This is a genomic window from Nocardia sp. IFM 10818, from assembly GCF_054655275.1.
In genome coordinates, this window is record NZ_BAAHJH010000001.1 from 7,430,471 (window position 1) to 7,451,556 (window position 21,086).

The following is a 21,086-nucleotide window of genomic DNA, read 5'->3' on the forward strand; positions in this document are numbered from 1 at the left end:
TGAAGTACTGCACAAGCAAATCGGGTTAAGGCGAAGTGACGCCGATCACACGGCAGTCCCCAGTCAACCACCGCGTCTGTCAACCTGGAACACCATGACCGAAATGCCCGATGTTTGCGGGACTTCGGGGGCCGAGAACCGTCCGGAGCTATGCGGAGGGAAAGTCGGACACAGCGAGTTGTGCGAATTACAGTGAGTGTCATGCGTTTCGGGCTGGATTACGCCGGAGGTCGTCCCGCCGCGAGTGCCATCCGGGCTGCCGGTTTCGATTTCGTGGTCCGCTACCTCTCCCCCGGCGGTCCCAGTCTGCCCGGCAAGTTGCTCACCCCCGCCGAGGCCGACGACCTGCGCGCGCACGATGTTTCGATCGTCTCCAACTGGGAGACCACCGCGGCCCGCATGCTCGACGGCTACGGCGCCGGGGTCACCGACGCCCGCGCCGCGCTGGCGCAGGTGCTGCGCTGCGGCGGCCGCGAGGACCGGCCCATCTACTTCTCCGCCGACTTCGACGCCACCCCCGCGCAGCAGGAGCCCATCAACGCCTATCTGGATGGCGCGGCCACGGTCATCGGGCGCGCGAATGTGGGCATCTACGGCGGATATTGGCCGCTCAGCCGGGCCCTGGACGCCGGGACCGCGGTCTGGGGCTGGCAGACGGTGGCCTGGTCCGGGACCAATCGCGATCCTCGTATGCACATCCTGCAGACCGCGCGCCAGGTGATGGTCGACGGCGTGGTGTGCGATGTCAACGAAACCGACCGCCTCGATTTCGGCCAATGGGACTTCCAACCAGAGGAACAGGACATGACGCCCGAACAGGAAGAGATACTGCGCGACGTCCAGATCCAGCTGCGCGGTCCGGGGCTGTCGGGCTGGCCGCAGCTCGGCCAGGATCCCGACGGACGCAATCGGACCGTGGTGGACGGGCTGGCCGCCGCGCTGACCAAGATCGACGAACTACGCACCGAGATCAGCGAACTGGAGGCGACCACCGCGGAGCTGAGCGACGAGGTGGCGCGGCTGAGCGGGCATCGCTGGCCGTGGCCGTTCTCGCTCATCGAGGGGCCCGCGACGCTGTTCGCCGAACAGCTGGCGCGGCTCGAGCAGATGCTGCCGGATCTACCCCTGCCCGGCTGGGGCGAGGGTCCGGATGGACGCGCGCGGGAAGCCACTGAAATCGGACAAATCCCGGGATCGAATGGGCGTAATGCCGCATCGGACAGTCGAATTGGCTGATTTGTCGGAATTTATCCGAATCCGGCAACGGTGCCCGAAACGGCCGGTAAACCGCCCCTGAACTGGCGATGAGCGGGTTCTCCTGTGATCAGGAGAACCCGCCCTCGGCCACGAGAATACCGGCGCAAGAGCACGAATTCACAACTTTGAGAAGACTTTTTGAAGCGCGCGGTACAAACCGGACCTACGGTCGAAAGCGTCCGATCATGCTCAATCGAAGGAGGCTCCCGTGGCCGTCAGCGTTGTGCTCGACAAAGCTCTCGACAAAGCATACGAAGACAAATCCCTCTCCGAGATCCTCTCCGCTCCGCCGTCCGCGCTGGCCGGACTCACGGAGAAGGCCGATGCCCAGCTGCTCGAAGCCCTCGGCGTGAAGACCATTGCCGATCTGGGCAAGAACAAGTACTTCAAGCTCGCCGCCACATTGGTCGAGCTGCAGGCCACAGAGGGCTGAGCGAGAACGGGAGCGCCGGGTGTCCGATCGACGCCCGGCGCTCCCTGTCCCTCGACTCCGTCAGAGTTTGTCGAGGTCGATCAGTCCGGCCTGCACGGCCCGGACCAGCCGACGCGGCACGTTGTACACCACGCCGCCGACCTTGACCGGCACCAGATCCGGCACGGTCGCCTTCCACTGCGAGCGCCGGGCGTGAGTATTGGCCCGCGACATCCTCCGCTTCGGAACCGCCATCTCAGTTCTCCTTCCGCTCGGTCGTGCCGCCGCGCACGCGCTTGCCGTAGCGGCGTTCGAACTTCTCCACCCGGCCCGCGGTGTCCAGCACCCGCTGATTGCCCGTCCAGAACGGATGGGAGTCGGCGGTCACGTCCACCACGAGCAGCGGATAGGTATTGCCGTCCTCCCATTCCACGGTGCGCTCGGACACCGCGGTGGAGCGGGTGAGGAAGCGTTTGCCGGTACTCACGTCCTCGAAGACCACCGGGTGGTAATCGGGGTGGATTCCCTTTTTCATGGCGTCACCTTTCGTTCTGGCGGGAACCGCCGTCGCCGCTCACCGGCGTGGATCGGGTTGTGTCGCACGGCTCCTCGTGCTGATCGCCGAACGGGTCCGCCCACTGGGCCACCCGCTCCGGCGCGAATCGGACCTGCCGGAATTCGTCCTCGTCGACCAGCGCCCAGTGCAGGGCGTGCCGGATCTCCTCGGCGTCGGCGTCGTGCACCAGGATGACCAGCGAGTTGTGGCGATCGCCGAACTGCTCGTGCCAGTGCAGCGCGGCCATGGTGCGGCGCTCCGGATCGGTCCGCTCCAGCTCCTCGGGCGTCATGGCGGCCAGCCACTTCCCGGCGCCGCCGACGCGCAGCCCGCCGCCGGCGGACTCCAGCCACACCACGTCCTCGGGCTGGGTGGCCAGCCAGATCCGGCCGCGGGCGCTCACGACGCCCTCCAGCAGGACGTCGATGGCCGAATGCAGCCGGTCCGGATGGAACGGGCGATCGGTGGCGAATTCCACCAGCGTCACACCGCAATCCGAGCTCAGCGGCGGCTGACCCCGCAGCAGTGAGGCGTGCGGGTCGAACGACGCGCCGCGGCGCGCGTTCTCCGGAATGCGGCGCAGCAGCCAGGTGAGGTCGCCGGTATCGAGGGCGGCGGGTTCGGACACCCACGCCACCGGCGCGGCGGGGGCGAGCCGGGCCAGCACCGCGGCGGTGCGCTCGCGCTCGAACAGCTCGGCGCCGGCGTCGAAAGCGATGAGGGCGTCCGCGAATTCGGTCTGGCCCACCGCCAGCTGGGCGATGGTGCGGTCGTCCTCGGCGGTGGCGTGGCCGCGCTCGGCGAGGGTCTCGTCACCGGTGGCGTCGGCCAGCCAGTCGCGGGCGTCCAGGCAGGTGAGCACGTTCTCGATGCGCACGCTGCGGCCGGCCGGGCCGTCCACGCGGCCGTGCACACCGGTCACCACGACATTCTCGATGGCCTGGCACACCGCCTCGGCCTCGAAGGCCGGGTCCAGCGCGAGCACGATGCGCCGCACCGAATCCCGTTGCGCCAGCACGCACAGGTACGGGAGCAGATCCGCGCGCAGGGTGCAGGACACGCAGCCGTGGGCGAGTTCCAGGACGGCGCCGGTCACCTTGCCGTCCGCGATCACGGTCCGGCGGACCACGCCTTCGTTCAATTCCTTCAGGTCGTGGCGGACGACGACGGTGCCCGGCTCCGCGCCGAGCAGGCGCGCCACCTGGTCCACGCCATCGGCGGCGCGTCCCGGGAGTCCGGCGACGATGAGCACCGGGGTGCGCTCGGGCGAGGTGGATTCGGACACCACCGGTACCCCTTTCGACAACGATTTTCATTTACCGGAAGGTAACGGTACATTGTTCCGAGGCCGTTGTCGAAAACGATTGTCATCTACATCTACGGCCGGGAAGGAGTGCATCATGTCGGCCATCTGCCAAGTCACAGGGCGCAAGCCGGGTTTCGGAAAGTCGGTCTCGCACTCGCACAAGCGGACCAACCGCCGCTGGGACCCCAATATCCAGCGCAAGACCTACTACCTGCCCAGCGAAGGCCGGCGGATCACCCTGACCGTCTCCGCCAAGGGCATCAAGACCATCGACCGCGACGGCATCGAGGCGGTCGTCGCCCGGCTGCGCGCCCGCGGCGAGAAGATCTGAGGAGGCTGACCGATGGCATCCAAGTCGACCGATATCCGGCCGATCATCAAGCTCAAGTCCACCGCCGGGACCGGGTACACCTATGTGACCCGCAAGAACCGGCGCAATGATCCCGACCGCATGGTGCTGCGCAAATACGACCCGGTCGTGCGCAAGCACGTCGACTTCCGCGAGGACCGCTGACATGGCCAAGAAGTCGAAGATCGAGAAGAACGAGGCCCGCAAACTCGTCGTCGCCCGGTACGCCGAGCGCCGCGCGGAACTCAAGGAGATCATCCGCAAGCCGTCCAGCACCGAGGAGCAGCGGGCCGCCGCGCAGAGCGCCCTGCAGAAGATGCCGCGCGATGCCAGTCCGGTACGCTTGCGCAATCGGGACGCCGCGGACGGACGCCCGCGCGGACATCTCCGGAAGTTCGGTCTCTCGCGAGTTCGCGTGCGCGAGATGGCTCACCGGGGAGAACTGCCCGGTGTACACAAATCGAGCTGGTAAGCACCCACAGATCTCGTGAGTAAGGAACCGCTGACATGGCAGTGAAGCGAGCACCGTCGAAGAAGGTCCGCGCCGAGCAGGCCCGCCGGCCCAAGAAGAACCCCCTCATCGCCGCCGGCGTGGAAACCGTCGACTACAAGGACGTGAACCTGCTCCGCACGTTCATCTCCGACCGCGGCAAGATCCGCAGCCGCCGCGTGACGGGCCTGACCCCGCAGCAGCAGCGCCAGGTCGCCGTCGCCGTGAAGAACGCCCGCGAAATGGCGTTGCTCCCCTTCACCAGCCGGTAGCTGCTATCCCTTCGAGGGACGAAAAGCCAAGCGCCCCCGATGCTTACGCATCGGGGGCGCAGTGCATAAGTGGAGAAGGCAGGCCCGGACGCAACGAGGAGGAGAGCGTCCGGACGCACCGGGCGAAGCGTGCTCCGGACGCGCCGGGGAGGAGAGCCTCCGGACGCACCGGGCGAAGCGTGCTCCGGACGCGCCGGGCGAAGCGTGCTGCGGACGCGCCGGGGAGGGGCGACCCTGGAATTCCCGGTGCGGGTGCCGCTCTTCTCCCCTCTCAACGCAACGCCCCCGAGTGCGTCAGCACTCGGGGGCGTTCAGTTCTTCGCCGGTAGGCGGGATTACGGGATGGTGAGGACCTGGCCGGCGTTGATGGCGTCCGGGTTGGGGATGCCGTTGGCGTTGGCGATGTCCTGGTAGCGGTTGCCGTCGCCGTAGAAGCGCTCGGCGATGGCCCAGAGGGTGTCGCCCGGTTCGACCGTGTAGGTCTGGGCGGCCGGGGGCGGCGGGGGCGCGTCCTCGACCGCGGCGGCCTGGGTCACCGGCTCGGGGGCCGGGAGGGGGTTGTCGGTATTGGTGCCGCTGGACCACAGGGCGCTGCCGTCGGTGCCGTAGAGCACGACATTGGCATCGGACTGCACGACCAGGCGATCGGCGCTCTTGCCATTGGTCTCGGTGGACCAGGCCGCGCCGTCGGCCTTGTAGACGACGAAGTTGCCGTCGTCCTGCAGCACGGCGCGCTGCACACCCTGTCCATGGGTGAGGGTGCTCCACAGCACCTTGCCATCGGGCTGGGACAGCACCAGGTTGCCGTCATCTTGCAGAGTCAGTGTGTAGGCGCCGCCTTGCAGCGACTGGCCCAGACCGAGTTCTTCGCCGACTTTCAACGAATCGCCCACGGTGGTGTCCTTTCGGAGGGGGGATCTTCGGTAAATCGATGGCACGAGAACCGCATTCGCACATCTACCTTCGAGACTACCGACGATGGCGCGACACTCGGGGGGATACGCGCCGGACGACTCAGACATTTCGGCGTGTCTTCGCCAGAAATTCGCTAGATCAACACATCGGCCGCTTCGAACCGGCCGTACGGTCCTCTGACACTAGGGTTGAGACCATGTACGGGATTTGGCGACGCCGCCTGATTGCCACCGCCGGAGCCGCGGTGCTGAGCCTGGCCGTCACGGCATGTGGAAACAACGAAGACCACAGTGGTCACTCGACCATCACCACCACCGCCGCCACCACGACTTCGGCGGCCCCCGACCCGACCGAAGCCCCCGCCGATCAGCTCGGCCGCCCCTTCACCGCCGACCCGAACCTGGTGAACCCGCGCCCGATCCGGTTCGACAGCTGGACCCGCGTGGCGCCGGACAAGATCGCCGTCAACTTCCAGACCGGCGTCCCGGAGTGCTACGGCGTGGACGCCACCACCACCGAGACCGACACCACCGTCACCGTCGCCCTGCGCGCGGGCACCCGCGCCGACGCGGTGGGCCGGATGTGCGTCCAGAGCCTCGTCTTCGGCAGCCTCGAAATCCAGCTGCAGGCCCCGCTGGGCGATCGGAAAGTCGTGAACGCCGAGTAGTTCCGCTCGCGGACAAGCCGAGGGCCGGTGCGCGATTGCGCACCGGCCCTCGAAAGTCCTTGCCCCACTTACCTCCTCACCTCAGTGGGCGAAGTGGCGCGAACCTGTCAGGTAGAGGGTCACTCCGGCCTCGCGGCACAGCTCGATGGTGTCCTTGTCGCGAATCGACCCGCCCGGCTGCACGATGGCGCGCACGCCCGCGGCCACCAGGATCTGCGGACCGTCGGAGAACGGGAAGAACGCATCGGAGGCGGCGACCGAACCCTTGGCGCGGTCACCGGCGCGCTCCACCGCCAGCTTGCAGGAGTCCACCCGGTTGACCTGGCCCATGCCGACGCCGACGGCGGCGCCCTCATCGGCCAGCAGAATGGCATTCGACTTCACGGCACGGCATGCGCGCCAAGCGAATTCGAGATCGGCCAGGGTCTTCGCATCGGCGGCCTCGCCGGCGGCCAGCGTCCAGTTGGCCGGATCGTCGCCCGCGGCGTCGAGAATGTCGCGCTCCTGCAGCAGCACGCCGCCGCTGACCGGACGCAGCTCCGGGCCCTTGCGCTGGGCCGGCTCGGCCACGAGCACGCGCACATTCTTCTTGCGCTGCAACACTTCCACCGCCCCGTTGGCGTACCCGGGCGCCACGATGACCTCGGTGAAGATCTCGGCGACCTGCTCGGCCATCTCCACCGAGACCTCGCGGTTGGCCGCGATCACGCCGCCGTACGCGCTGACCGGATCGGTGGCGTGCGCCTTGCGGTGCGCCTCGGCGATATCCGCGCCGACCGCGATGCCACAGGGGTTGGCGTGCTTGATGACCGCCACGGCCGGCTCGTCGAAGTCGTAGGCGGCGCGCCAGGCGGCATCGGCGTCGGTGTAGTTGTTGAACGACATTTCCTTGCCGTGCAACTGCTTCGCCTGCGCCAGCCCGGCCGGACCGGCCTCATTGCTGTACACGGCGGCGTTCTGGTGCGGGTTCTCGCCGTAGCGCAGCACCGCGTCGCGGGTCCAGGTGGCGCCGATCCAGGCCGGGAACTGCTGCGGCGCTTCGGCTTCGGAGTCCGCCGCCGCGGCGGCAGGGGCGGCCACGCTGGTCATCCAGCTGGCGACGGCCACATCGTAGGAGGCGGTGTGCTGGAAGGCCTTGGCGGCCAGAGCGGTCCGCTCGGCGAAGGTGAAGCCGCCGCGCTGCACGGCCGCGAGCACCTTGTCGTATTCACCGCTGTCCACCACGACCGCCACCGACGGGTGGTTCTTGGCGGCGGCGCGCACCATGGACGGCCCGCCGATATCGATCTGCTCGACCGATTCGTCGATGCTCGCGCCGGAGGCCACGGTCCGGGTGAACGGGTAGAGGTTCACCACCACCAGCTGGAAGGCCTCGACGCCCAGCTCGACCAGCTGGTCGAGGTGCTCGTCCTTGCGGGTGTCGGCGAGGATACCGGCGTGCACGCGCGGGTGCAGGGTCTTGACCCGGCCGTCCAGGGTCTCCGGAAAACCGGTCAGGTCTTCCACTTTGGTGACCGGGATGCCGGCGTCGGCGATCTTGCCGGCGGTGGAACCGGTCGACACCAACTCGACGCCCGCTTGGTGCAGGCCGGTCGCCAGTTCGATCAGACCGGTCTTGTCGTAGACGCTTACCAGGGCCCGCTTGATCGGCTTGCGTTCACTCACCGGAGAACCTGCTCATCTGGAATTACTGCCTTTCGTCCATCGGAGACAATGCCTCGTTCAGCGACGGCCGCGACGACTTCCGCCAGCAGCCGGCGCTCCACGACCTTGATGCGCTCGTGCAGGGTGGCCTCGTCGTCGCCGGGCAGCACGGTGACCGCCTCCTGGGCGAGGATGGGCCCGGTGTCGACGCCCGCGTCGACCAGGTGCACGGTGGAGCCGGTGACCCGCACCCCGTAGGCGAGCGCGTCACGCACCCCGTGCGCGCCCGGGAAGGCGGGCAGCAGCGCGGGATGGGTATTGATGATGCGGCCGCCGAAGCGGTCCAGGAAGGCCGGGCCCAGAATCTTCATGAAGCCGGCGGAGACCACCAGATCGGGCGCGAAGGCGTCGACGATCTCGGTGAGCGCCTTGTCCCATTCCGCGCGATTCGCGAACTCGCTCAGCTCCAGCTTGAACGAGGAGATGTCGAATTCCTCGGCATGGTCGGCGGCGGCGCAGTCGCGGTCCACGCCGACGGCCACGACCTGGGCCGGATATCCCGGCTGCCGGGTCGCTTCCAGCAGGGATCGCAGGAGGGAGCCGGTGCCGGAGGCCAGCACGACAATGGTCGCGGGCGCGGTCGGCGGCAACAACTGGGCTGGCGTGGTCAGCGCACTACTCCCTGTGTGTCGGAGCGGGAAGGAACGGCGAGGGATCACCATCGCCGCCTAAAGACTAGCTGTGCCGCCTCTCCGGGCCTTCAGCGCCCGGCAGAGTGCCGTTGACCGTTGGCAACGCGCGCCGCCGGTTGAGAGCCGGGCCGATTTCGGACGTACCCGACAAGTTATCCGGCCCGTACGAGATCAGTCGTCACCTTGGGTGGTCGAGCGCGGCCCCTCCACCACCTCGGCGTCGACGATGTCTGGGTCTGCGGCGGAGTCGTCATGCGGTTCCGCGGCGAGGGCGGGCTGCTCGTCGACGAGTTCGCCGTCGAGGGCGTCCTCGCGATCCGGGTCGCCGTCCGGGTCGATGTAGTACTCGTTGTCGTAGTCCGGTTCGTACTCGTCGTCTTCGTACTCGCCGTTTTCGTACTCGTCGTAGTCGTCGTCCGCGTAATCGTCGTCGTAGTCGTCGTATTCGTAGTCCTCGTCGGCGGCTGCCGTCCCCGCCACGGTGGGCGCGAAGAAGCGCGCGGCCAGCACGCCGACATACCCGGGTAGCGCCAGCCAGACGAAGGCCAGTGCCAGGGCGAGCGGGACATTCGGACCGATCCAGCCGAAGCTGCCCAGTTCGCCGCCCGCGAGCAGGCCGAGTGCGGCGAGCAGGACGGTCGCCACCCCGGCGGCGGTCAGCATGGCCCACGGCGCCCGGGCGTGGTCACCGGCATTGCTGCCGCAGTCCAGACCGCTCAGCACGCCCACCGCCGCGGGCACGATGAGCAGCGCCGCCCACCAGGCCGCCGCGGGACCGGACGGTACGGCCGCCATGATCGGCACCGCGGGCACCGGCGCGCCCTCGATTCCGAACAGGCCCAGCGAGCCCGGACCGATGTGCACCTGTCCGCCGAGCAGCACGCTCGCCGCGTCGACGGTCACATTCGGCAGGAACGCCAGCGAGAGCAGCGTCAAACCCAGGACGCCCACGAAGTTTCCGGCCGTGGCATAGGTGTCGCCGATGCGCGACCAATGCGCCAGGAAGGAGACGACGGTCAGCGCCGCGGCCACGGCCAGCAGTCGCGCCAGGGCCAGCGCGCCCGCGCGGACGCCCGGAATCACCCAGTCCGGCAGGGGAATCGGCAGCAGGTCGAGCAGGTCCCGCCAGCGCCGCGAGCCCACGCCCGCGGCGGCGGCCAGCAGGTGCAGCCCGATCACCCAGGCGAAGGCGAGGGAGGTGTTGGGCGCGCGCAGCGCCACCACCGCCGAGGCGTCGTCGGCCACGGCCAGGCAGACCGCGGTGACCAGCAGCGGCCCGCCCACCGCCGCGCCCGCGATCCAGCCGAGATCGGCGGGGGTGCTGTCGGGTTCGGTGGCGCGGGCGCAGTCCTTGGCGACCAGCCACAGCAGGAACGCGGTCGGCAGCAGCGGCCACAGGCCGATATCGGCCTTACCGATGGTGAGCGGAACCTGGTGCACCGCAAGCCAGCTCGCGGCGACGCCGCCGGGGGCGCCGGTCATCCCGCTGCCCGCGGCGAACAGGGTCGTGAAGACCAGCGCCAGGATGAGCAGCAGCGTGACGCTCGACGCCCGCGCGGCGACGATGAGCAGTATTCGCGCGCGTTCGGGCGTCAGCGATCCGAATCCGCCCCCGCCGCCGGGACGCCGGACGCGGGCGCGCGGGGCGGCCCGCACATCCTCGTCGTCCAGGCGAGCCAGGGCAGTTCTCGGGGCGTTCATGGCATTCCAGCGTGGCATCTTCACCGAAACCAGAGGGTCAGGCGCGCCGGGCCGGGCCGTACATCGACAGACGGCGCGCGACCGGAGCGGCGCGGCAATGGGAACGGCCCCCGGGTGCGAAACCCGGGGGCCGTTGGCGATTCGATCGGTAATCCCGCGCGGACTACTTGCCGGCGTCGTCCTGGCCCGGACGGAACGCGCGGGTGGCGTCCGCGGACGGGTCGGCGTTCTGCTCGCCGCCGAAGGGCTGCGACTGGCGCGGGGCCGCGCCGAAGTGCTGGGTGGCGGCGTCATTGCCGGCCGGCTGCTGCTGACCGTAGGTCGGCTGCGAACCGCTCTGCTGGCCGAAGCCGCCCGGCTGCTGACCGTAGGACGACTGGCCGCCCTGCTGGCCGTAGGTCGGCTGGGAGCCGCTGCTGTATCCGGCCGGCGGCTGCTGACCGTAGGACGGCGGCTGCTGGCCGAAACCGCCCTGCTGACCGTAGGACGGCTGCCCGCCCTGCTGGCCCGGCTGGCCGAAGGACTGCTGGCCGTAACCGCCCTGCTGGCCGTAACCCGGCTGCTGGTAGCCCTGCGGGCCGGTCGAGCTGAACGGCTGCGGCTGGCCGAAACCGCCTTGCGGCGCAGCGGGCTTCGGGGCCGGCGGCTTGATGATGCCGGTCTCGAACAGCACCGCCAGCACGGCGAGCACGGCCTGCACGAACGACAGGAACAGGATGACCCAGGCGCCCCACTCGTTGTTCAGCTCACCGGCGAACGAGTGGAACAGCACCGCGAGGAACGCAGCCGCCGAGGCGGCGGCCGAAGCGCCGACCCAGTCCTGCTTCGGCAGCAGCGACAGGCCCGCGAGCAGGCCCGCGAACAGCAGGAACGCCGGCAGCGCCGGCGCGGACTCGAACAGGTTGAAGCTCAGCTCGATATCCGAGCTGCCCTTGGCCGGCGCGAACCCCAGCAGGAAGTTGAGGACGCCGAGGGCGGCCACGCCCACGGTGAGGAAGAAGGGCAGGCCCTTGCCCGCGGCAGGCGTCGTGCTCGACCCGGCGGCCGGGCCGCCCACGGGCTGAGCGCCGTAGCCGGGTGCGGAGGAGGGCTGCGGCGCGGGCGAGTTGTATCCCGAGCCCGAGCCCCCGGTCGGGTATGACATGTCGTCGTCTCCTATCGAGTCGTTCACGAACTCCCACGACGCTACTGCACTCGACGGCCGGGGTCACGACGTACCACCGACCGACGCCGGAACGCAATACCCGGGATTCTGCCGAGCGATACGCCCAGCAGCGCAAACGTCAAGGGGCGTGTACCCAACGGGCCGGGCCCCGAACCCTCATCTCCTGTGCGACTCGACACATTCGCCGCGAAATACGAAGACCGCCTACCCAATTCGGGAGGCGGTCTTCATTCGACCAGGTGAGGAAGGCGGGGGCTAAGCCCCCGAACCCCCTTAGGGCTGCGCCCGGCACCCTTCCGGGCCTGCCCCGTGCCCTATGGGTGCGGAGCACCCGAACCCTCGGGGCGGAGCACCCGAACCCTCGGGGCGGACCACCCGAACCCTCGGGGCGGACCACCCGAACCCTCGGGGCGGACCACCCGAACCCTCGGGGCGGACCACCCGAACCCTCGGGGCGGAGCACCCGAACCCTCGGGGCGGAGCACCTGAACCCTTGGGGCGGAGCACCTGAACCCTTGGGGTGCCGAGCATCGAACCCTTGGCCTGAGCAGCGAACCTTTGGGGCCGAGCCCCCGATTCCCGCTCTTGGGGGTTCGGGGGCGAAGCCCCTGAGAGTTCCGGAGAGTTCGGATCAGGCCGAGATGCTGGCCTTCTCGAGGATTTCGCGCGCGAGGGCGGCGGTCTCGGACGGGGTCTTGCCGACCTTCACGCCCGCGGCCTCGAGGGCGTCCTTCTTGGCCTGGGCGGTGCCGGCGGAGCCGGAGACGATGGCGCCGGCGTGGCCCATGGTCTTGCCCTCGGGGGCGGTGAAGCCCGCGACGTAGCCGACGACCGGCTTGGTGACATTGGCCTGGATGTAGGCCGCGGCCCGCTCCTCGGCGTCGCCGCCGATCTCGCCGATCATGACGATGAGCTTGGTCTCGGGATCCTTCTCGAACGCCTCGATGGCGTCGATGTGAGTGGTGCCGATGACCGGGTCGCCGCCGATGCCGATGGCGGTGGAGAAACCGAAGTCCCGCAGCTCGTACATCATCTGGTAGGTCAGGGTGCCGGACTTGGAGACCAGGCCGATCGGGCCCTTGCCGGTGATGTTGGCCGGGGTGATGCCGACCAGCGACTCACCCGGGGTGATGATGCCGGGGCAGTTCGGGCCGATGATGCGGGTCTTGTTGCCCTTGTCCACGTTGTAGGCCCACGCGTAGGCGGTGTCCTGCACCGGGATGCCCTCGGTGATGACCACCAGCAGCGGGATCTCCGCGTCGATGGCCTCGATGATGGCGTCCTTGGCGAACTTCGGCGGCACGAAGGCGATCGACACGTCGGCGCCGGTCTCCTTCATGGCCTCGGCGACGGTGCCGAACACCGGCAGCTCGACCGCGTTGCCGTCCTTGTCGGTGTGCGCCACGGTGGTGCCGGCCTTGCGGGCGTTGACGCCGCCGACGACCTGGGTGCCGGCCTTGAGCATCAGCGCGGTGTGCTTGGTGCCCTCGCCGCCGGTGATGCCCTGGACGATGACCTTGGAGTCCTTGTTCAGGAAGATAGACATGTTGGTTCGTGTCCTTTACTTGGCCGCAGCCAGCTCAGCGGCCTTGTCGGCGCCTTCGTCCATGGTCTGAGCGAGAGTCACCAGCGGGTGGTTGGCGTCGACGAGGATCTTGCGGCCCTCTTCGACCTTGTTGCCGTCGAGACGGACGACCAGCGGCTTGTTGGCCTCGTCGCCCAGCATTTCCAGGGCCTTCACAATGCCGTTCGCGACCGCGTCACAGGCGGTGATGCCGCCGAAGACGTTCACGAACACGCTCTTGACCTGGGCGTCGCCGAGGATGACATCCAGGCCCGCGGCCATCACCTCGGCGGACGCGCCGCCGCCGATGTCGAGGAAGTTGGCGGGCTTGACGCCGTTGTGGTTCTCACCGGCGTAGGCGACCACGTCCAGGGTCGACATGACCAGGCCGGCGCCATTGCCGATGATGCCGACCTCGCCGTCGAGCTTCACGTAGTTGAGGTCGTTCTGCTTGGCCTTGAGCTCCAGCGGATCGGTCGCGTCGATATCGGCGAACGCGGCGTGGTCCGGGTGGCGGAACTCGGCGTTCTCGTCGAGGGTGACCTTGCCGTCGAGGGCCAGGATCTCGTTGTCGGGGGTGCGGACCAGCGGGTTGACCTCGACCAGGGTGGCGTCTTCCTTGATGAAGACCTCCCACAGCTTCTGGATGGTCACGGCCGCGGCGTCCAGGATGTCGGCGGGCAGGTGGCCCTGCTCGGCGATGGAGCGGGCGAAGGCGAGGTCCACGCCCTTGACGGCGTCGACCGGAACCTTGGCCAGCCGGTCCGGCTTGGTGGCGGCCACTTCCTCGATCTCCATGCCGCCCTCGACCGAGCACATGGCCAGGTAGGTGCGGTTGGAGCGATCGAGCAGGAAGGAGATGTAGTACTCCGAGGCGATGTCCTTGGCCTCGGCCACCAGGATCTTCTTGGTGATGTGGCCCTTGATGTCCAGGCCCAGGATGTTCTGGGCGTGGGTGAGGGCGTCGTCCGGGGTGGCGGCGTACTTCACGCCACCGGCCTTGCCGCGGCCACCGACCTTGACCTGCGACTTGATCATCACCGGCTTGCCGATTTCCACCGCGATCGCACGGGCGTCCTCGGCCGAGTCCGTGACGCGGCCCTCCGACGAAGGCACTCCGTGCTTCACGAAGAGTTCCTTCGCCTGATATTCGAAGAGATCCATGTACTCACCGTCTCGTCTGCGTTGTTGTGACAACGTCTGTGTTGGCGGCCCGTCGTCGGAGGCGGGTCGATCGGACTCTAATCAGTCACATGGAGCCGAAATCAGCCGCATACAGCCTAAGTGGCGCAGGTCACGGTATTGTCTCTGCGGCCCCAAAACCGCTGGAAAACCCTACTGGCCGGTAGCTTGTTGACCGCACGCCAGGTGGGACCCGCGAACCCCGGATGGCAGTGCGAACTACTACATATTGTCGTTGGAAAGTCTCACTTGGTTACCCGAAGCACAGTGAGGCAATCCAGGGGTGCAACGTGATGAATGTCACACGTTTGTGCCGAACCATGTCCATCGCTTGCTGACCCGCAATCGTTTCGTTACCGTCGATGCGGTCGATGTCACAACCCGGTCACGACAGGAGGACGGCAGGCTTGACGCAGCACAGCGCTCCGCAGGTGAAGAGCCGCTCCGTAGAGGATGCGTCGGCCCAGCTCCACCTCCCGGACCAGCTCCGATGAGCGAAGGTCCGTTCCCCTCCCGCCATCGCGCCAAACACGGCCACCGATACCGCGAGGAATCCGAGAACTACGGCGGCGCCACCTATTACGACGCCCCTCAGTCCGCCCGCGCCCAGGTCGCGCACGGCGATTGGGGTGCGGCGCGTTCCTGGGACGCCGGCGACGACTGGAACCACAGCGCGGGCGATTGGAACGCCCAGCAGTGGGACGCCCAGCAGTGGGACGCCCCGCCCGCGACCGCGGCCGAATGGGAAGCCGCCCACGGAGACGAGCGCTGGGACACCGCGTCCGCGTGGGATGGCCAATCGGATTTCGAGCCCACCCCCACCACCAATGGCTGGGCCCGCCCCAACCCCGACCACTGGGCCGGTCAGTCCCGCACCAATTGGGATCCGACCGCCGACCCGACCCCGTCGGATCAGTACCGCCCGGCCTACAGCTTCCGCACCGCCTCGGGCGAGCGCCTCGACTTCGCCGGTGACGGCGCCCGCATCGATCGCAAGGAACCGGAAGCGGATTCGGCCGACGAGTCGCGTCCGTCCCGTTCCGGCGGCAAGCGCCGCGCCGGTGGCGCGCACCGCCTGCCCGCTCCCCCGACCGCCCTCAAGGGCCGCGCCGCCGTGGTGGCCGTGGCCGCCGGCGCCGTGGTGGCCGCGGGGCAGACGGGCATGGAGACCACCGCCACGCCGCACACCGACAATGTCGACTTCCAGGCCGCCGCCCAGGTGCGCGATATCGCGGCCGGCGCCGAGACCGTCGGCCTCGCCGAGACGGCCCCGGAGGGCTCGCCGCAGGTGCTGAACGTGTCCGCCCCCGTGGACATCAATCAGTTCAACGACATTCTGCGCAAGGGCCAGCAGTACGCCGCGGATCTCGCCGCCCAGGAGGCCGCCAAGCTCCGCCCGCTGTTCGCCAAGTTCGCCGCCGGAAACTTCACCTCCGGCTACGGCATTCGCTGGGGCGTGCAGCACACCGGCATCGATGTGGCCGCGCCGATCGGCACGCCCATCTACGCGGTCGCGGACGGCACCGTGCTCGAGGCCGGTCCCGCTTCCGGTTTCGGCATGTGGGTGCGCCTGCTGCACGACGACGGCACGGTCACCATCTACGGCCATATCGACACCGCCACGGTCTCGCAGGGCCAGCGGGTCATGGCCGGTGACCAGATCGCCACGGTCGGCAACCGCGGTTTCTCCACGGGCCCGCACTGCCATTTCGAGGTCTGGCTGAACGGCGTCGACAAGATCGACCCGGTGCCGTGGCTGGCCTCCCGCGGTATCGCCCTGGGCCCGCAGCGCGACTGAGAAGTCCCCGCCCGTCATCCCGGCATGCTCTGGCCGGGATCGCCGAGAACGTGGTGGATTCCGGCCGAAAGCGCGCCGGAACGACGAGGCGAGCTTCCGATCAGGTCCCGGTGCGTCCGGCCCGCGGCGGCAGGGCGGAGTTGCCGACCGTAGTCAGATAGTCGATGACGTGCAGCAGATCCGGATAGACGCGGTGCGCGAGCTCCCGGGTCTCGGCGGTGGCCGGCACCAGGTCCGGGATCAGCACACAGCGCAGTCCGGCGGCATGCGCGGCGCGCAGGCCATTGGGCGAATCCTCGCAGGCCAGTGTGTATTCCGGTACCGCGCCGAGCGCCGCGGTCGCGGTCAGATACGGCTCCGGGTGCGGTTTTCCGCGTTGGACGTCGTGGCGGGTCACCACGGCGTCGAAGCGGTGGTCGATACCGGCGGCGCGCAGATGATGGCGGGTGCGGTCGCGGCCGGAGGAGGTGGCGATGGCGCGCGGGATGGCGCGGCGATCGAGTTCGTCCAGGAGTTCGGTGACACCGGGCTTGACGGTGAGCCGCCCGGCGTCGACCAGCTCGGCGATGGTGGCCTCGTGCCGCTGGAAGAAGGCGTCGAGCGGAAAGTCCGGACCGTAGGCGGCGACGGCGAGTTCCCGGCAGCGATCGGCGGGCATGCCGATCAGGCTGTGACAGAACTCGTTCGAGAGCCGGTAGCCGATCCGGTCGCCGGAGACGAGCAGCGATTCCACGGCCAGGCGCTCGGAATCCAGCAGCAGGCCGTCCATATCGAAGACGACCGCGTGCACCGGCCGCTCGTTCCACTCGTTGCTCATGCCGCCCTTCCGTTCCCGTTCGGCGACAGTCGCCGCCGCACCACATCGATGACATGATCCCGGTCGAGCTCGGCCAGGGCCGCACCCACCTCACGCCGGATCCGGTCCAGCTGCGGCAGCTCGCCGAAGATGTCGGTGCGCGCGAGGAAGGCGCGCGCCCGCAGCTGCGGGTGCGCGATCGCGGCCAGCCCGGCGAGTTCCTCGGCATGCGGATCGATCACCTCGGTGACCGCATGGCCGGTGCCGCACAGGTCGAACCAGCGGATCCAGGCGGCGATGAGCAGCACCGCGGCCGGTGTGGGCCGCCCGGCCGCGAGGTTCTCGCGCATGGCGGCGGTGACGCGGGACATCATCTTCTCCGAGCCATTGCGGCCGACCCGGCGCATATCGTGGCGGATGGCGGGATTGCGGAAGCGGCGCAGCAGTTCGTCGACGGTGCGGTGCAGATCTTCCGGCGGCAGGTTCAGGGTGGGGCCCTGTTCCTCGAGCATGAACTGCCGGGCCAGGGCGGCCAGGACCGGATCCGCGCTGGCCTCGGCGACCGTGGCGTGCCCGGCGAGCGCGCCGAGGTAGGCGAGCAGCATATGGGTTCCATTGAGCAGCCGCAGCTTCGCCAGTTCGTGGTCGGTGACATCGCCGACGAACCGCGCACCGGCCAGCTCCCAGTGCGGGCGTTCCCCGGTGAAGTCCTCGATGGTCCAGGTCAGGAAGGGTTCGGCCGATACCGGGGCGCGATCGTCCACGCCGCCGAGCCGGCTGCGGGCCGCCGCCTCGTCGGCCGGACCGGCCGGGGCCACGATGCGATCCACCACGCTGCACGGGAACTGCACATTGCGCGCGATCCAGTCGGCCAGCCGATCGTCCCGCATGGCTGCGAAACCCACGACGGCACTGCGTAATTGGCGACCATTGGCGGACAGGTTGTCGCAGCTGATGACCACGGGCGGCACCCCGCCGCGCCGCCGCACCGCCTGCAGCCCGCCCACCAGCATGCCGATGGCCGTGCACGGATTGCTGGCGCAGCGCAGATCGTGCCGCACCGGATCGCTGCTCACATCGAGCTGCCCGGTGACCGGTGAGACGCAGTAGCCGCCCGCGGTGACGGTCAGCGTGACTATGCGCACGCGCGGATCGGCAATGCGCCGCGCGACGCCGATCCGGTCCGAGGGCGCGTGCACGGCGGCGGTGATGGCGCCGACCACCTCGGCGCGATCACCGGTGCTGTCCCGCAGCAGGGTGGTGTACAGGTTGTCCTGGGCCCGCAGCGCGGTGACGACGTCCGGGCGGGACATGGCCACGGCGGCGATCCCCCACCGCTGGTCGCCGGTGGCGGCCATGGCGTGCTGGGTGATCAGCGCCTGGTGCGCCCGGTGGAAGGCCCCGCAGCCCAGATGCACGATGCCGGTGCCGAGTTGGCGCGGGATGTAGTCGGGCCGGGTGACGTTCCGCGGCAGTCTCGGCAGCGTTCCCACGCCGAGCCGAGGCGATATCGCGGTGGTGGAACCGGTGACGGTGAAAGTGCCCATGGCAGCCGCTCCGCGTATTCGGAAGGAAATTCGAATGCACCGAATCGACGTTGAGCTCGGCACTGCCCAGAATCTAGAACAAGATCGGGGAATTTTCGACGTGCCGCGGAGTACAAGGCTTTCGGGAAGGGGGCGTAGATAATTCGTAAAGGCGCACTTCCGCTGGCTTGAAAATAGAAACAGAAAAGCTCCACACCACCGGAAAGTGAAATCCCTCACCGTGGCGTGGAGCTCATCGAACCAGCTCAGCGCCGTTCATCGCGCGTTAACCGCGAATTGTCAAAGCTTGACCAGGGTGCGACTGTATTGCGGAATGAGCCGAATCTTGCCCGCCGTGCCGAAATCGATTGTCACCGTTGCCAGTGCGCCGAAACCCTCCGCCGCGACGACGCGTCCCAGACCGTATTTGTCATCGCTGACACGGTCGCCCACCGCCAGCACCAAACCGGTGTTGTTGCGTTTACCCGTGCCACTGGCGGACGGCGCCGGGCGGCGGTCGCCGCGGACGCCGGGACGGGGTTCGGAATTCCAGCCGTCACCGCGGGTCCAATCCCGTTCGAAGCCTTCGTCATCGCCCCGGCGACGCAGGCCGCGCCCGGTCTGCGACGGGGCCGGCTCCAGGCGGCGCCAATCCATGAGGTGGGCCGGGATCTCCTGCAGGAAGCGGGATTCCGGATTGGAGACCGGCTGACCCCAGCCCGAGCGCACCACCGCGCGGGTGAGGTAGAGCCGCTTGCGGGCCCGGGTGATGCCCACGTAGGCGAGGCGGCGTTCCTCGGCGAGTTCGGTGGGATCGCCGAGGGCGCGCATGTGCGGGAACTGGCCGTCCTCCCAGCCGGTGACGAAGACGACCGGGAATTCCAGGCCCTTGGCGGTGTGCAGGGTCATCATGGTGACCACGCCGGAGCCCTCGTCCGGGATCTGGTCGGTATCGGCGACCAGGGACACCCGCTCCAGGAAGGCTGCCAGCGAGCCGGGATCCGGTTCGCCCTCGGCGGGTTCGGGCAGGATGCCCTCGGCGCGGGCGGCCTCCACATTGTTGCGCGCCTCGGAACTGAATTCCCGTGCGACGCTGACCAATTCATTGAGGTTGTCGAGGCGCGCGCCATCCTGCGGGTCGTCGGAGGCCTCGAGTTCGGCGCGGTAGCCGGTGCGGTCGAGGACGGCCTCCACCACATTGCCGACATCCGGGAAGTCGACATCGTCCTGCGCGCCCGCGGCCCGGATCTCGTCGAGCAGATCGAGGAAGCCGGCGATGGCGCGCTGGGCGCGGGTATTGAGCAGGGCGACCTTGCCGTCGGCGGCATCGCGCAGCGCCTGGGCGAAACCGATGCCGCGCTGTTCGGCGTGGACGGCGACACAGGCTTCGGCGCGGTCGCCGATGCCGCGGCGGGGGGTGTTGAGCACCCGGCGCAGGCTCACCGCATCGTCCGGGTTCTCCAGCACGCGCAGGTAGGCCACGATGTCGCGGACCTCCTTGCGCTCGTAGAAGCGGACGCCGCCGACCACCTTGTAGGGCAGGCCCATGCGGATGAAGATCTCTTCCAGGGCCCGGGAGTTGTTATTGGTGCGGTAGAAGACGGCGACGTCGTTGTAGTTGGCCTCGCCCTGGTCGACCAGCCTGTCGATCTCCCGGGCGACGAAGGAGGCCTCGTCGTGCTCATTGTCGGCGACGTAGCCGACGATCAGGTCGCCGTCGCCGGAGTCGGTCCACAGCTTCTTCTCGCGGCGGCCCTCATTGCGCGAGATGACCGCGTTGGCGGCGGTCAGGATGTGCTGGGTGGAGCGGTAGTTCTGTTCCAGCAGAATGGTTTCCGCATCCGGGAAGTCGCGCTCGAACTCCTCGATATTGCGGATGGTGGCGCCGCGGAAGGCGTAGATGGACTGATCGGCGTCGCCCACCACGCACAATTCGCTGGGCGGCACCCGGTCGTCGGCGGCGACCGGGATGTCGTCCTCGCCCCAGGTGCTGCCGCGGTGATGCCCGACCAGTTCGCGCACCAGGATGTACTGGGCGTGGTTGGTGTCCTGGTACTCGTCGACCAGCACGTGCCGGAAGCGCCGCCGGTAGTACTCGGCGACCTGCGGATGCCGCTGCAGCAGCGATACCGTCTCGCCGATGAGGTCGTCGAAGTCGAGGGCATTGGCCGCGCGCAGCCGCCGCTGGTACTCGTCGTAGACCTTGGCCACCAGCCGCGGCAGCTCGGTGTCCTCGGTCTCGGCGTCGGCGGCGGCCTGCTCCGGATCGATGAGCTCGTTCTTGAGGTTCGAGATGGCGGTGGCCAGCAGGCGGGGGGTGTACTTCTTGGCGTCGATGTCGAAATCGCGGCTGATCATGGCCAGCAGCCGCCGCGAGTCGTCGGCGTCGTAGATGGAGAAGTTGGAGTTGAGCCCGGCGACCAGCCCGGCCTGGGTTCGCAGGATTCGCACGCAGCTGGAGTGGAAGGTGGACACCCACATGCCGGCCGCGCGCGGGCCCACCAGACCGGCGACGCGCTCGCGCATCTCGGCGGCGGCCTTGTTGGTGAAGGTGATGGCCAGGATTTCACCGGGCCGCACGCCGCGGGCGGCGAGCAGATAGGCGATACGGCGGGTCAGCACGGCTGTTTTTCCTGATCCGGCGCCCGCCACAATGAGTAGCGGAGACCCGGTGTGCACCACCGCGGCACGCTGTTGCGGGTTCAACCCCTCGAGCAATTGCTCGGTCTTCTGCTCCACCTGCTCCACCGTCGTGTTCATCGCCCATCCACGCTACCGGCGCGCACCGACAGGC

21 protein-coding genes are annotated in these 21,086 nt (G+C 68.7%); 8 read left to right on the forward strand and 13 right to left on the reverse strand.

Annotated features, from left to right (window positions below; translation table 11 throughout):
- Positions 1-201: 201 nt before the first annotated feature.
- Positions 202-1,236: a DUF1906 domain-containing protein gene (locus ACYQ5L_RS34655; protein WP_459962417.1), complete on the forward strand. Its 1,035-nt coding sequence runs from the start codon at positions 202-204 to the stop codon at positions 1,234-1,236.
- Between the two features lie 229 nt (positions 1,237-1,465).
- Positions 1,466-1,690 carry a hypothetical protein gene (locus ACYQ5L_RS34660; RefSeq protein WP_459962418.1) on the forward strand — a complete coding sequence of 75 codons (225 nt, stop codon included), beginning with the start codon at positions 1,466-1,468 and terminating at the stop codon, positions 1,688-1,690.
- 60 nt (positions 1,691-1,750) lie between these two features.
- On the opposite strand, the gene rpmF is transcribed toward ACYQ5L_RS34660, so the two are convergent.
- Genes rpmF through mrf form a run of 3 tightly spaced genes read right to left on the reverse strand, consistent with a single transcriptional unit; the run spans position 1,751 to position 3,513 of the window.
- Positions 1,751-1,924, reverse strand: a complete 174-nt coding sequence (gene rpmF / locus ACYQ5L_RS34665; protein ID WP_459962419.1) for a 50S ribosomal protein L32 — start codon at positions 1,922-1,924, stop codon at positions 1,751-1,753.
- Between the two features lies 1 nt (position 1,925).
- Positions 1,926-2,204, reverse strand: coding sequence for a type B 50S ribosomal protein L31 (locus ACYQ5L_RS34670; protein ID WP_459962420.1), 279 nt, complete (start codon positions 2,202-2,204; stop codon positions 1,926-1,928).
- A gap of 4 nt (positions 2,205-2,208) precedes the next feature.
- Positions 2,209-3,513 (reverse strand): ribosome hibernation factor-recruiting GTPase MRF, encoded by a 1,305-nt coding sequence (mrf, locus tag ACYQ5L_RS34675; protein ID WP_459962421.1) that lies wholly within the window; start codon positions 3,511-3,513, stop codon positions 2,209-2,211.
- Positions 3,514-3,625: 112 nt separating this feature from the next.
- Here mrf and rpmB point away from each other — a divergent pair, with 112 nt between their 5' ends.
- From rpmB to rpsR, 4 genes are read left to right on the forward strand one after another with little or no spacing between them, the layout of a single operon-like run.
- Positions 3,626-3,862, forward strand: a complete 237-nt coding sequence (gene rpmB, locus ACYQ5L_RS34680; protein WP_201947482.1) for a 50S ribosomal protein L28 — start codon at positions 3,626-3,628, stop codon at positions 3,860-3,862.
- 12 nt (positions 3,863-3,874) lie between these two features.
- Complete coding sequence (gene rpmG, locus ACYQ5L_RS34685) at positions 3,875-4,045, forward strand: 50S ribosomal protein L33 (protein ID WP_067533445.1); 171 nt, start codon at positions 3,875-3,877, stop codon at positions 4,043-4,045.
- A gap of 1 nt (position 4,046) precedes the next feature.
- Positions 4,047-4,352, forward strand: coding sequence for a 30S ribosomal protein S14 (gene rpsN / locus ACYQ5L_RS34690; RefSeq protein WP_459962422.1), 306 nt, complete (start codon positions 4,047-4,049; stop codon positions 4,350-4,352).
- Between the two features lie 35 nt (positions 4,353-4,387).
- Entirely contained in the window at positions 4,388-4,642 is a 255-nt protein-coding gene (rpsR, locus tag ACYQ5L_RS34695) for a 30S ribosomal protein S18 (RefSeq protein ID WP_040695439.1), read from the forward strand.
- 335 nt (positions 4,643-4,977) lie between these two features.
- Here the strand turns inward: rpsR and ACYQ5L_RS34700 are convergent, their stop codons facing one another.
- Entirely contained in the window at positions 4,978-5,535 is a 558-nt protein-coding gene (locus ACYQ5L_RS34700; protein WP_459962423.1) for a LysM peptidoglycan-binding domain-containing protein, read from the reverse strand.
- 218 nt (positions 5,536-5,753) lie between these two features.
- On the opposite strand from ACYQ5L_RS34700, the gene ACYQ5L_RS34705 reads away from it, so the two are divergent.
- Positions 5,754-6,224 carry a hypothetical protein gene (locus tag ACYQ5L_RS34705; protein WP_459962424.1) on the forward strand — a complete coding sequence of 157 codons (471 nt, stop codon included), beginning with the start codon at positions 5,754-5,756 and terminating at the stop codon, positions 6,222-6,224.
- 81 nt (positions 6,225-6,305) lie between these two features.
- Here the strand turns inward: ACYQ5L_RS34705 and purH are convergent, their stop codons facing one another.
- From purH to sucC, 6 genes are all read right to left on the reverse strand, one after another.
- Positions 6,306-7,889: a bifunctional phosphoribosylaminoimidazolecarboxamide formyltransferase/IMP cyclohydrolase gene (purH, locus tag ACYQ5L_RS34710; protein ID WP_459962425.1), complete on the reverse strand. Its 1,584-nt coding sequence runs from the start codon at positions 7,887-7,889 to the stop codon at positions 6,306-6,308.
- Positions 7,886-8,590: a phosphoribosylglycinamide formyltransferase gene (gene purN / locus ACYQ5L_RS34715; protein WP_459962426.1), complete on the reverse strand. Its 705-nt coding sequence runs from the start codon at positions 8,588-8,590 to the stop codon at positions 7,886-7,888. Before purN ends, purH begins: the two co-directional genes overlap by 4 nt.
- 141 nt (positions 8,591-8,731) lie before the next feature.
- Positions 8,732-10,261 carry a cell division protein PerM gene (locus ACYQ5L_RS34720; RefSeq protein ID WP_459962427.1) on the reverse strand — a complete coding sequence of 510 codons (1,530 nt, stop codon included), beginning with the start codon at positions 10,259-10,261 and terminating at the stop codon, positions 8,732-8,734.
- Between the two features lie 163 nt (positions 10,262-10,424).
- On the reverse strand, positions 10,425-11,405 hold the full coding sequence (locus tag ACYQ5L_RS34725; protein ID WP_459962428.1) for a DUF5336 domain-containing protein: 981 nt from the start codon (positions 11,403-11,405) through the stop codon (positions 10,425-10,427).
- Positions 11,406-12,057: 652 nt separating this feature from the next.
- Positions 12,058-12,972, reverse strand: coding sequence for a succinate--CoA ligase subunit alpha (gene sucD / locus ACYQ5L_RS34730; protein WP_459962429.1), 915 nt, complete (start codon positions 12,970-12,972; stop codon positions 12,058-12,060).
- A gap of 15 nt (positions 12,973-12,987) precedes the next feature.
- Positions 12,988-14,154: an ADP-forming succinate--CoA ligase subunit beta gene (gene sucC, locus ACYQ5L_RS34735; RefSeq protein ID WP_459962430.1), complete on the reverse strand. Its 1,167-nt coding sequence runs from the start codon at positions 14,152-14,154 to the stop codon at positions 12,988-12,990.
- Positions 14,155-15,157: 1,003 nt separating this feature from the next.
- Between sucC and ACYQ5L_RS34740 the strand changes: the two genes are divergently transcribed.
- The gene (locus tag ACYQ5L_RS34740) at positions 15,158-15,970 is read left to right on the forward strand and encodes a M23 family metallopeptidase (RefSeq protein WP_459963637.1); all 813 of its coding nucleotides are present in this window, start codon (positions 15,158-15,160) and stop codon (positions 15,968-15,970) included.
- 100 nt (positions 15,971-16,070) lie between these two features.
- Here the strand turns inward: ACYQ5L_RS34740 and ACYQ5L_RS34745 are convergent, their stop codons facing one another.
- The 3 genes from ACYQ5L_RS34745 to pcrA all read right to left on the reverse strand — a co-directional run bounded on the left by ACYQ5L_RS34745 (position 16,071) and on the right by pcrA (position 21,052).
- The gene (locus tag ACYQ5L_RS34745; protein WP_459962432.1) at positions 16,071-16,787 is read right to left on the reverse strand and encodes an HAD family hydrolase; all 717 of its coding nucleotides are present in this window, start codon (positions 16,785-16,787) and stop codon (positions 16,071-16,073) included.
- On the reverse strand, positions 16,784-18,313 hold the full coding sequence (locus ACYQ5L_RS34750) for a mannitol dehydrogenase family protein (protein WP_459962433.1): 1,530 nt from the start codon (positions 18,311-18,313) through the stop codon (positions 16,784-16,786). The genes ACYQ5L_RS34745 and ACYQ5L_RS34750 overlap by 4 nt, the downstream gene beginning before the upstream one ends.
- 279 nt (positions 18,314-18,592) lie before the next feature.
- Positions 18,593-21,052 (reverse strand): DNA helicase PcrA, encoded by a 2,460-nt coding sequence (pcrA, locus tag ACYQ5L_RS34755; RefSeq protein WP_459962434.1) that lies wholly within the window; start codon positions 21,050-21,052, stop codon positions 18,593-18,595.
- Between the last annotated feature and the right edge of the window lie 34 nt (positions 21,053-21,086).

Bases quoted from the DNA above. Each gene is read 5' to 3' on its own strand.
- ACYQ5L_RS34655 (WP_459962417.1), top strand. From the start codon at position 202: ATGCGTTTCGGGCTGGATTACGCCGGAGGTCGTCCCGCCGCGAGTGCC.
- rpmF (WP_459962419.1), bottom strand. From the start codon at position 1,924: ATGGCGGTTCCGAAGCGGAGGATGTCGCGGGCCAATACTCACGCCCGG.
- ACYQ5L_RS34670 (WP_459962420.1), bottom strand. From the start codon at position 2,204: ATGAAAAAGGGAATCCACCCCGATTACCACCCGGTGGTCTTCGAGGAC.
- rpmB (WP_201947482.1), top strand. From the start codon at position 3,626: ATGTCGGCCATCTGCCAAGTCACAGGGCGCAAGCCGGGTTTCGGAAAG.
- rpmG (WP_067533445.1), top strand. From the start codon at position 3,875: ATGGCATCCAAGTCGACCGATATCCGGCCGATCATCAAGCTCAAGTCC.
- rpsN (WP_459962422.1), top strand. From the start codon at position 4,047: ATGGCCAAGAAGTCGAAGATCGAGAAGAACGAGGCCCGCAAACTCGTC.
- rpsR (WP_040695439.1), top strand. From the start codon at position 4,388: ATGGCAGTGAAGCGAGCACCGTCGAAGAAGGTCCGCGCCGAGCAGGCC.
- ACYQ5L_RS34705 (WP_459962424.1), top strand. From the start codon at position 5,754: ATGTACGGGATTTGGCGACGCCGCCTGATTGCCACCGCCGGAGCCGCG.
- purN (WP_459962426.1), bottom strand. From the start codon at position 8,590: ATGGTGATCCCTCGCCGTTCCTTCCCGCTCCGACACACAGGGAGTAGT.
- ACYQ5L_RS34720 (WP_459962427.1), bottom strand. From the start codon at position 10,261: ATGAACGCCCCGAGAACTGCCCTGGCTCGCCTGGACGACGAGGATGTG.
- ACYQ5L_RS34725 (WP_459962428.1), bottom strand. From the start codon at position 11,405: ATGTCATACCCGACCGGGGGCTCGGGCTCGGGATACAACTCGCCCGCG.
- sucD (WP_459962429.1), bottom strand. From the start codon at position 12,972: ATGTCTATCTTCCTGAACAAGGACTCCAAGGTCATCGTCCAGGGCATC.
- sucC (WP_459962430.1), bottom strand. From the start codon at position 14,154: ATGGATCTCTTCGAATATCAGGCGAAGGAACTCTTCGTGAAGCACGGA.
- ACYQ5L_RS34745 (WP_459962432.1), bottom strand. From the start codon at position 16,787: ATGAGCAACGAGTGGAACGAGCGGCCGGTGCACGCGGTCGTCTTCGAT.
- ACYQ5L_RS34750 (WP_459962433.1), bottom strand. From the start codon at position 18,313: ATGGGCACTTTCACCGTCACCGGTTCCACCACCGCGATATCGCCTCGG.
- pcrA (WP_459962434.1), bottom strand. From the start codon at position 21,052: ATGAACACGACGGTGGAGCAGGTGGAGCAGAAGACCGAGCAATTGCTC.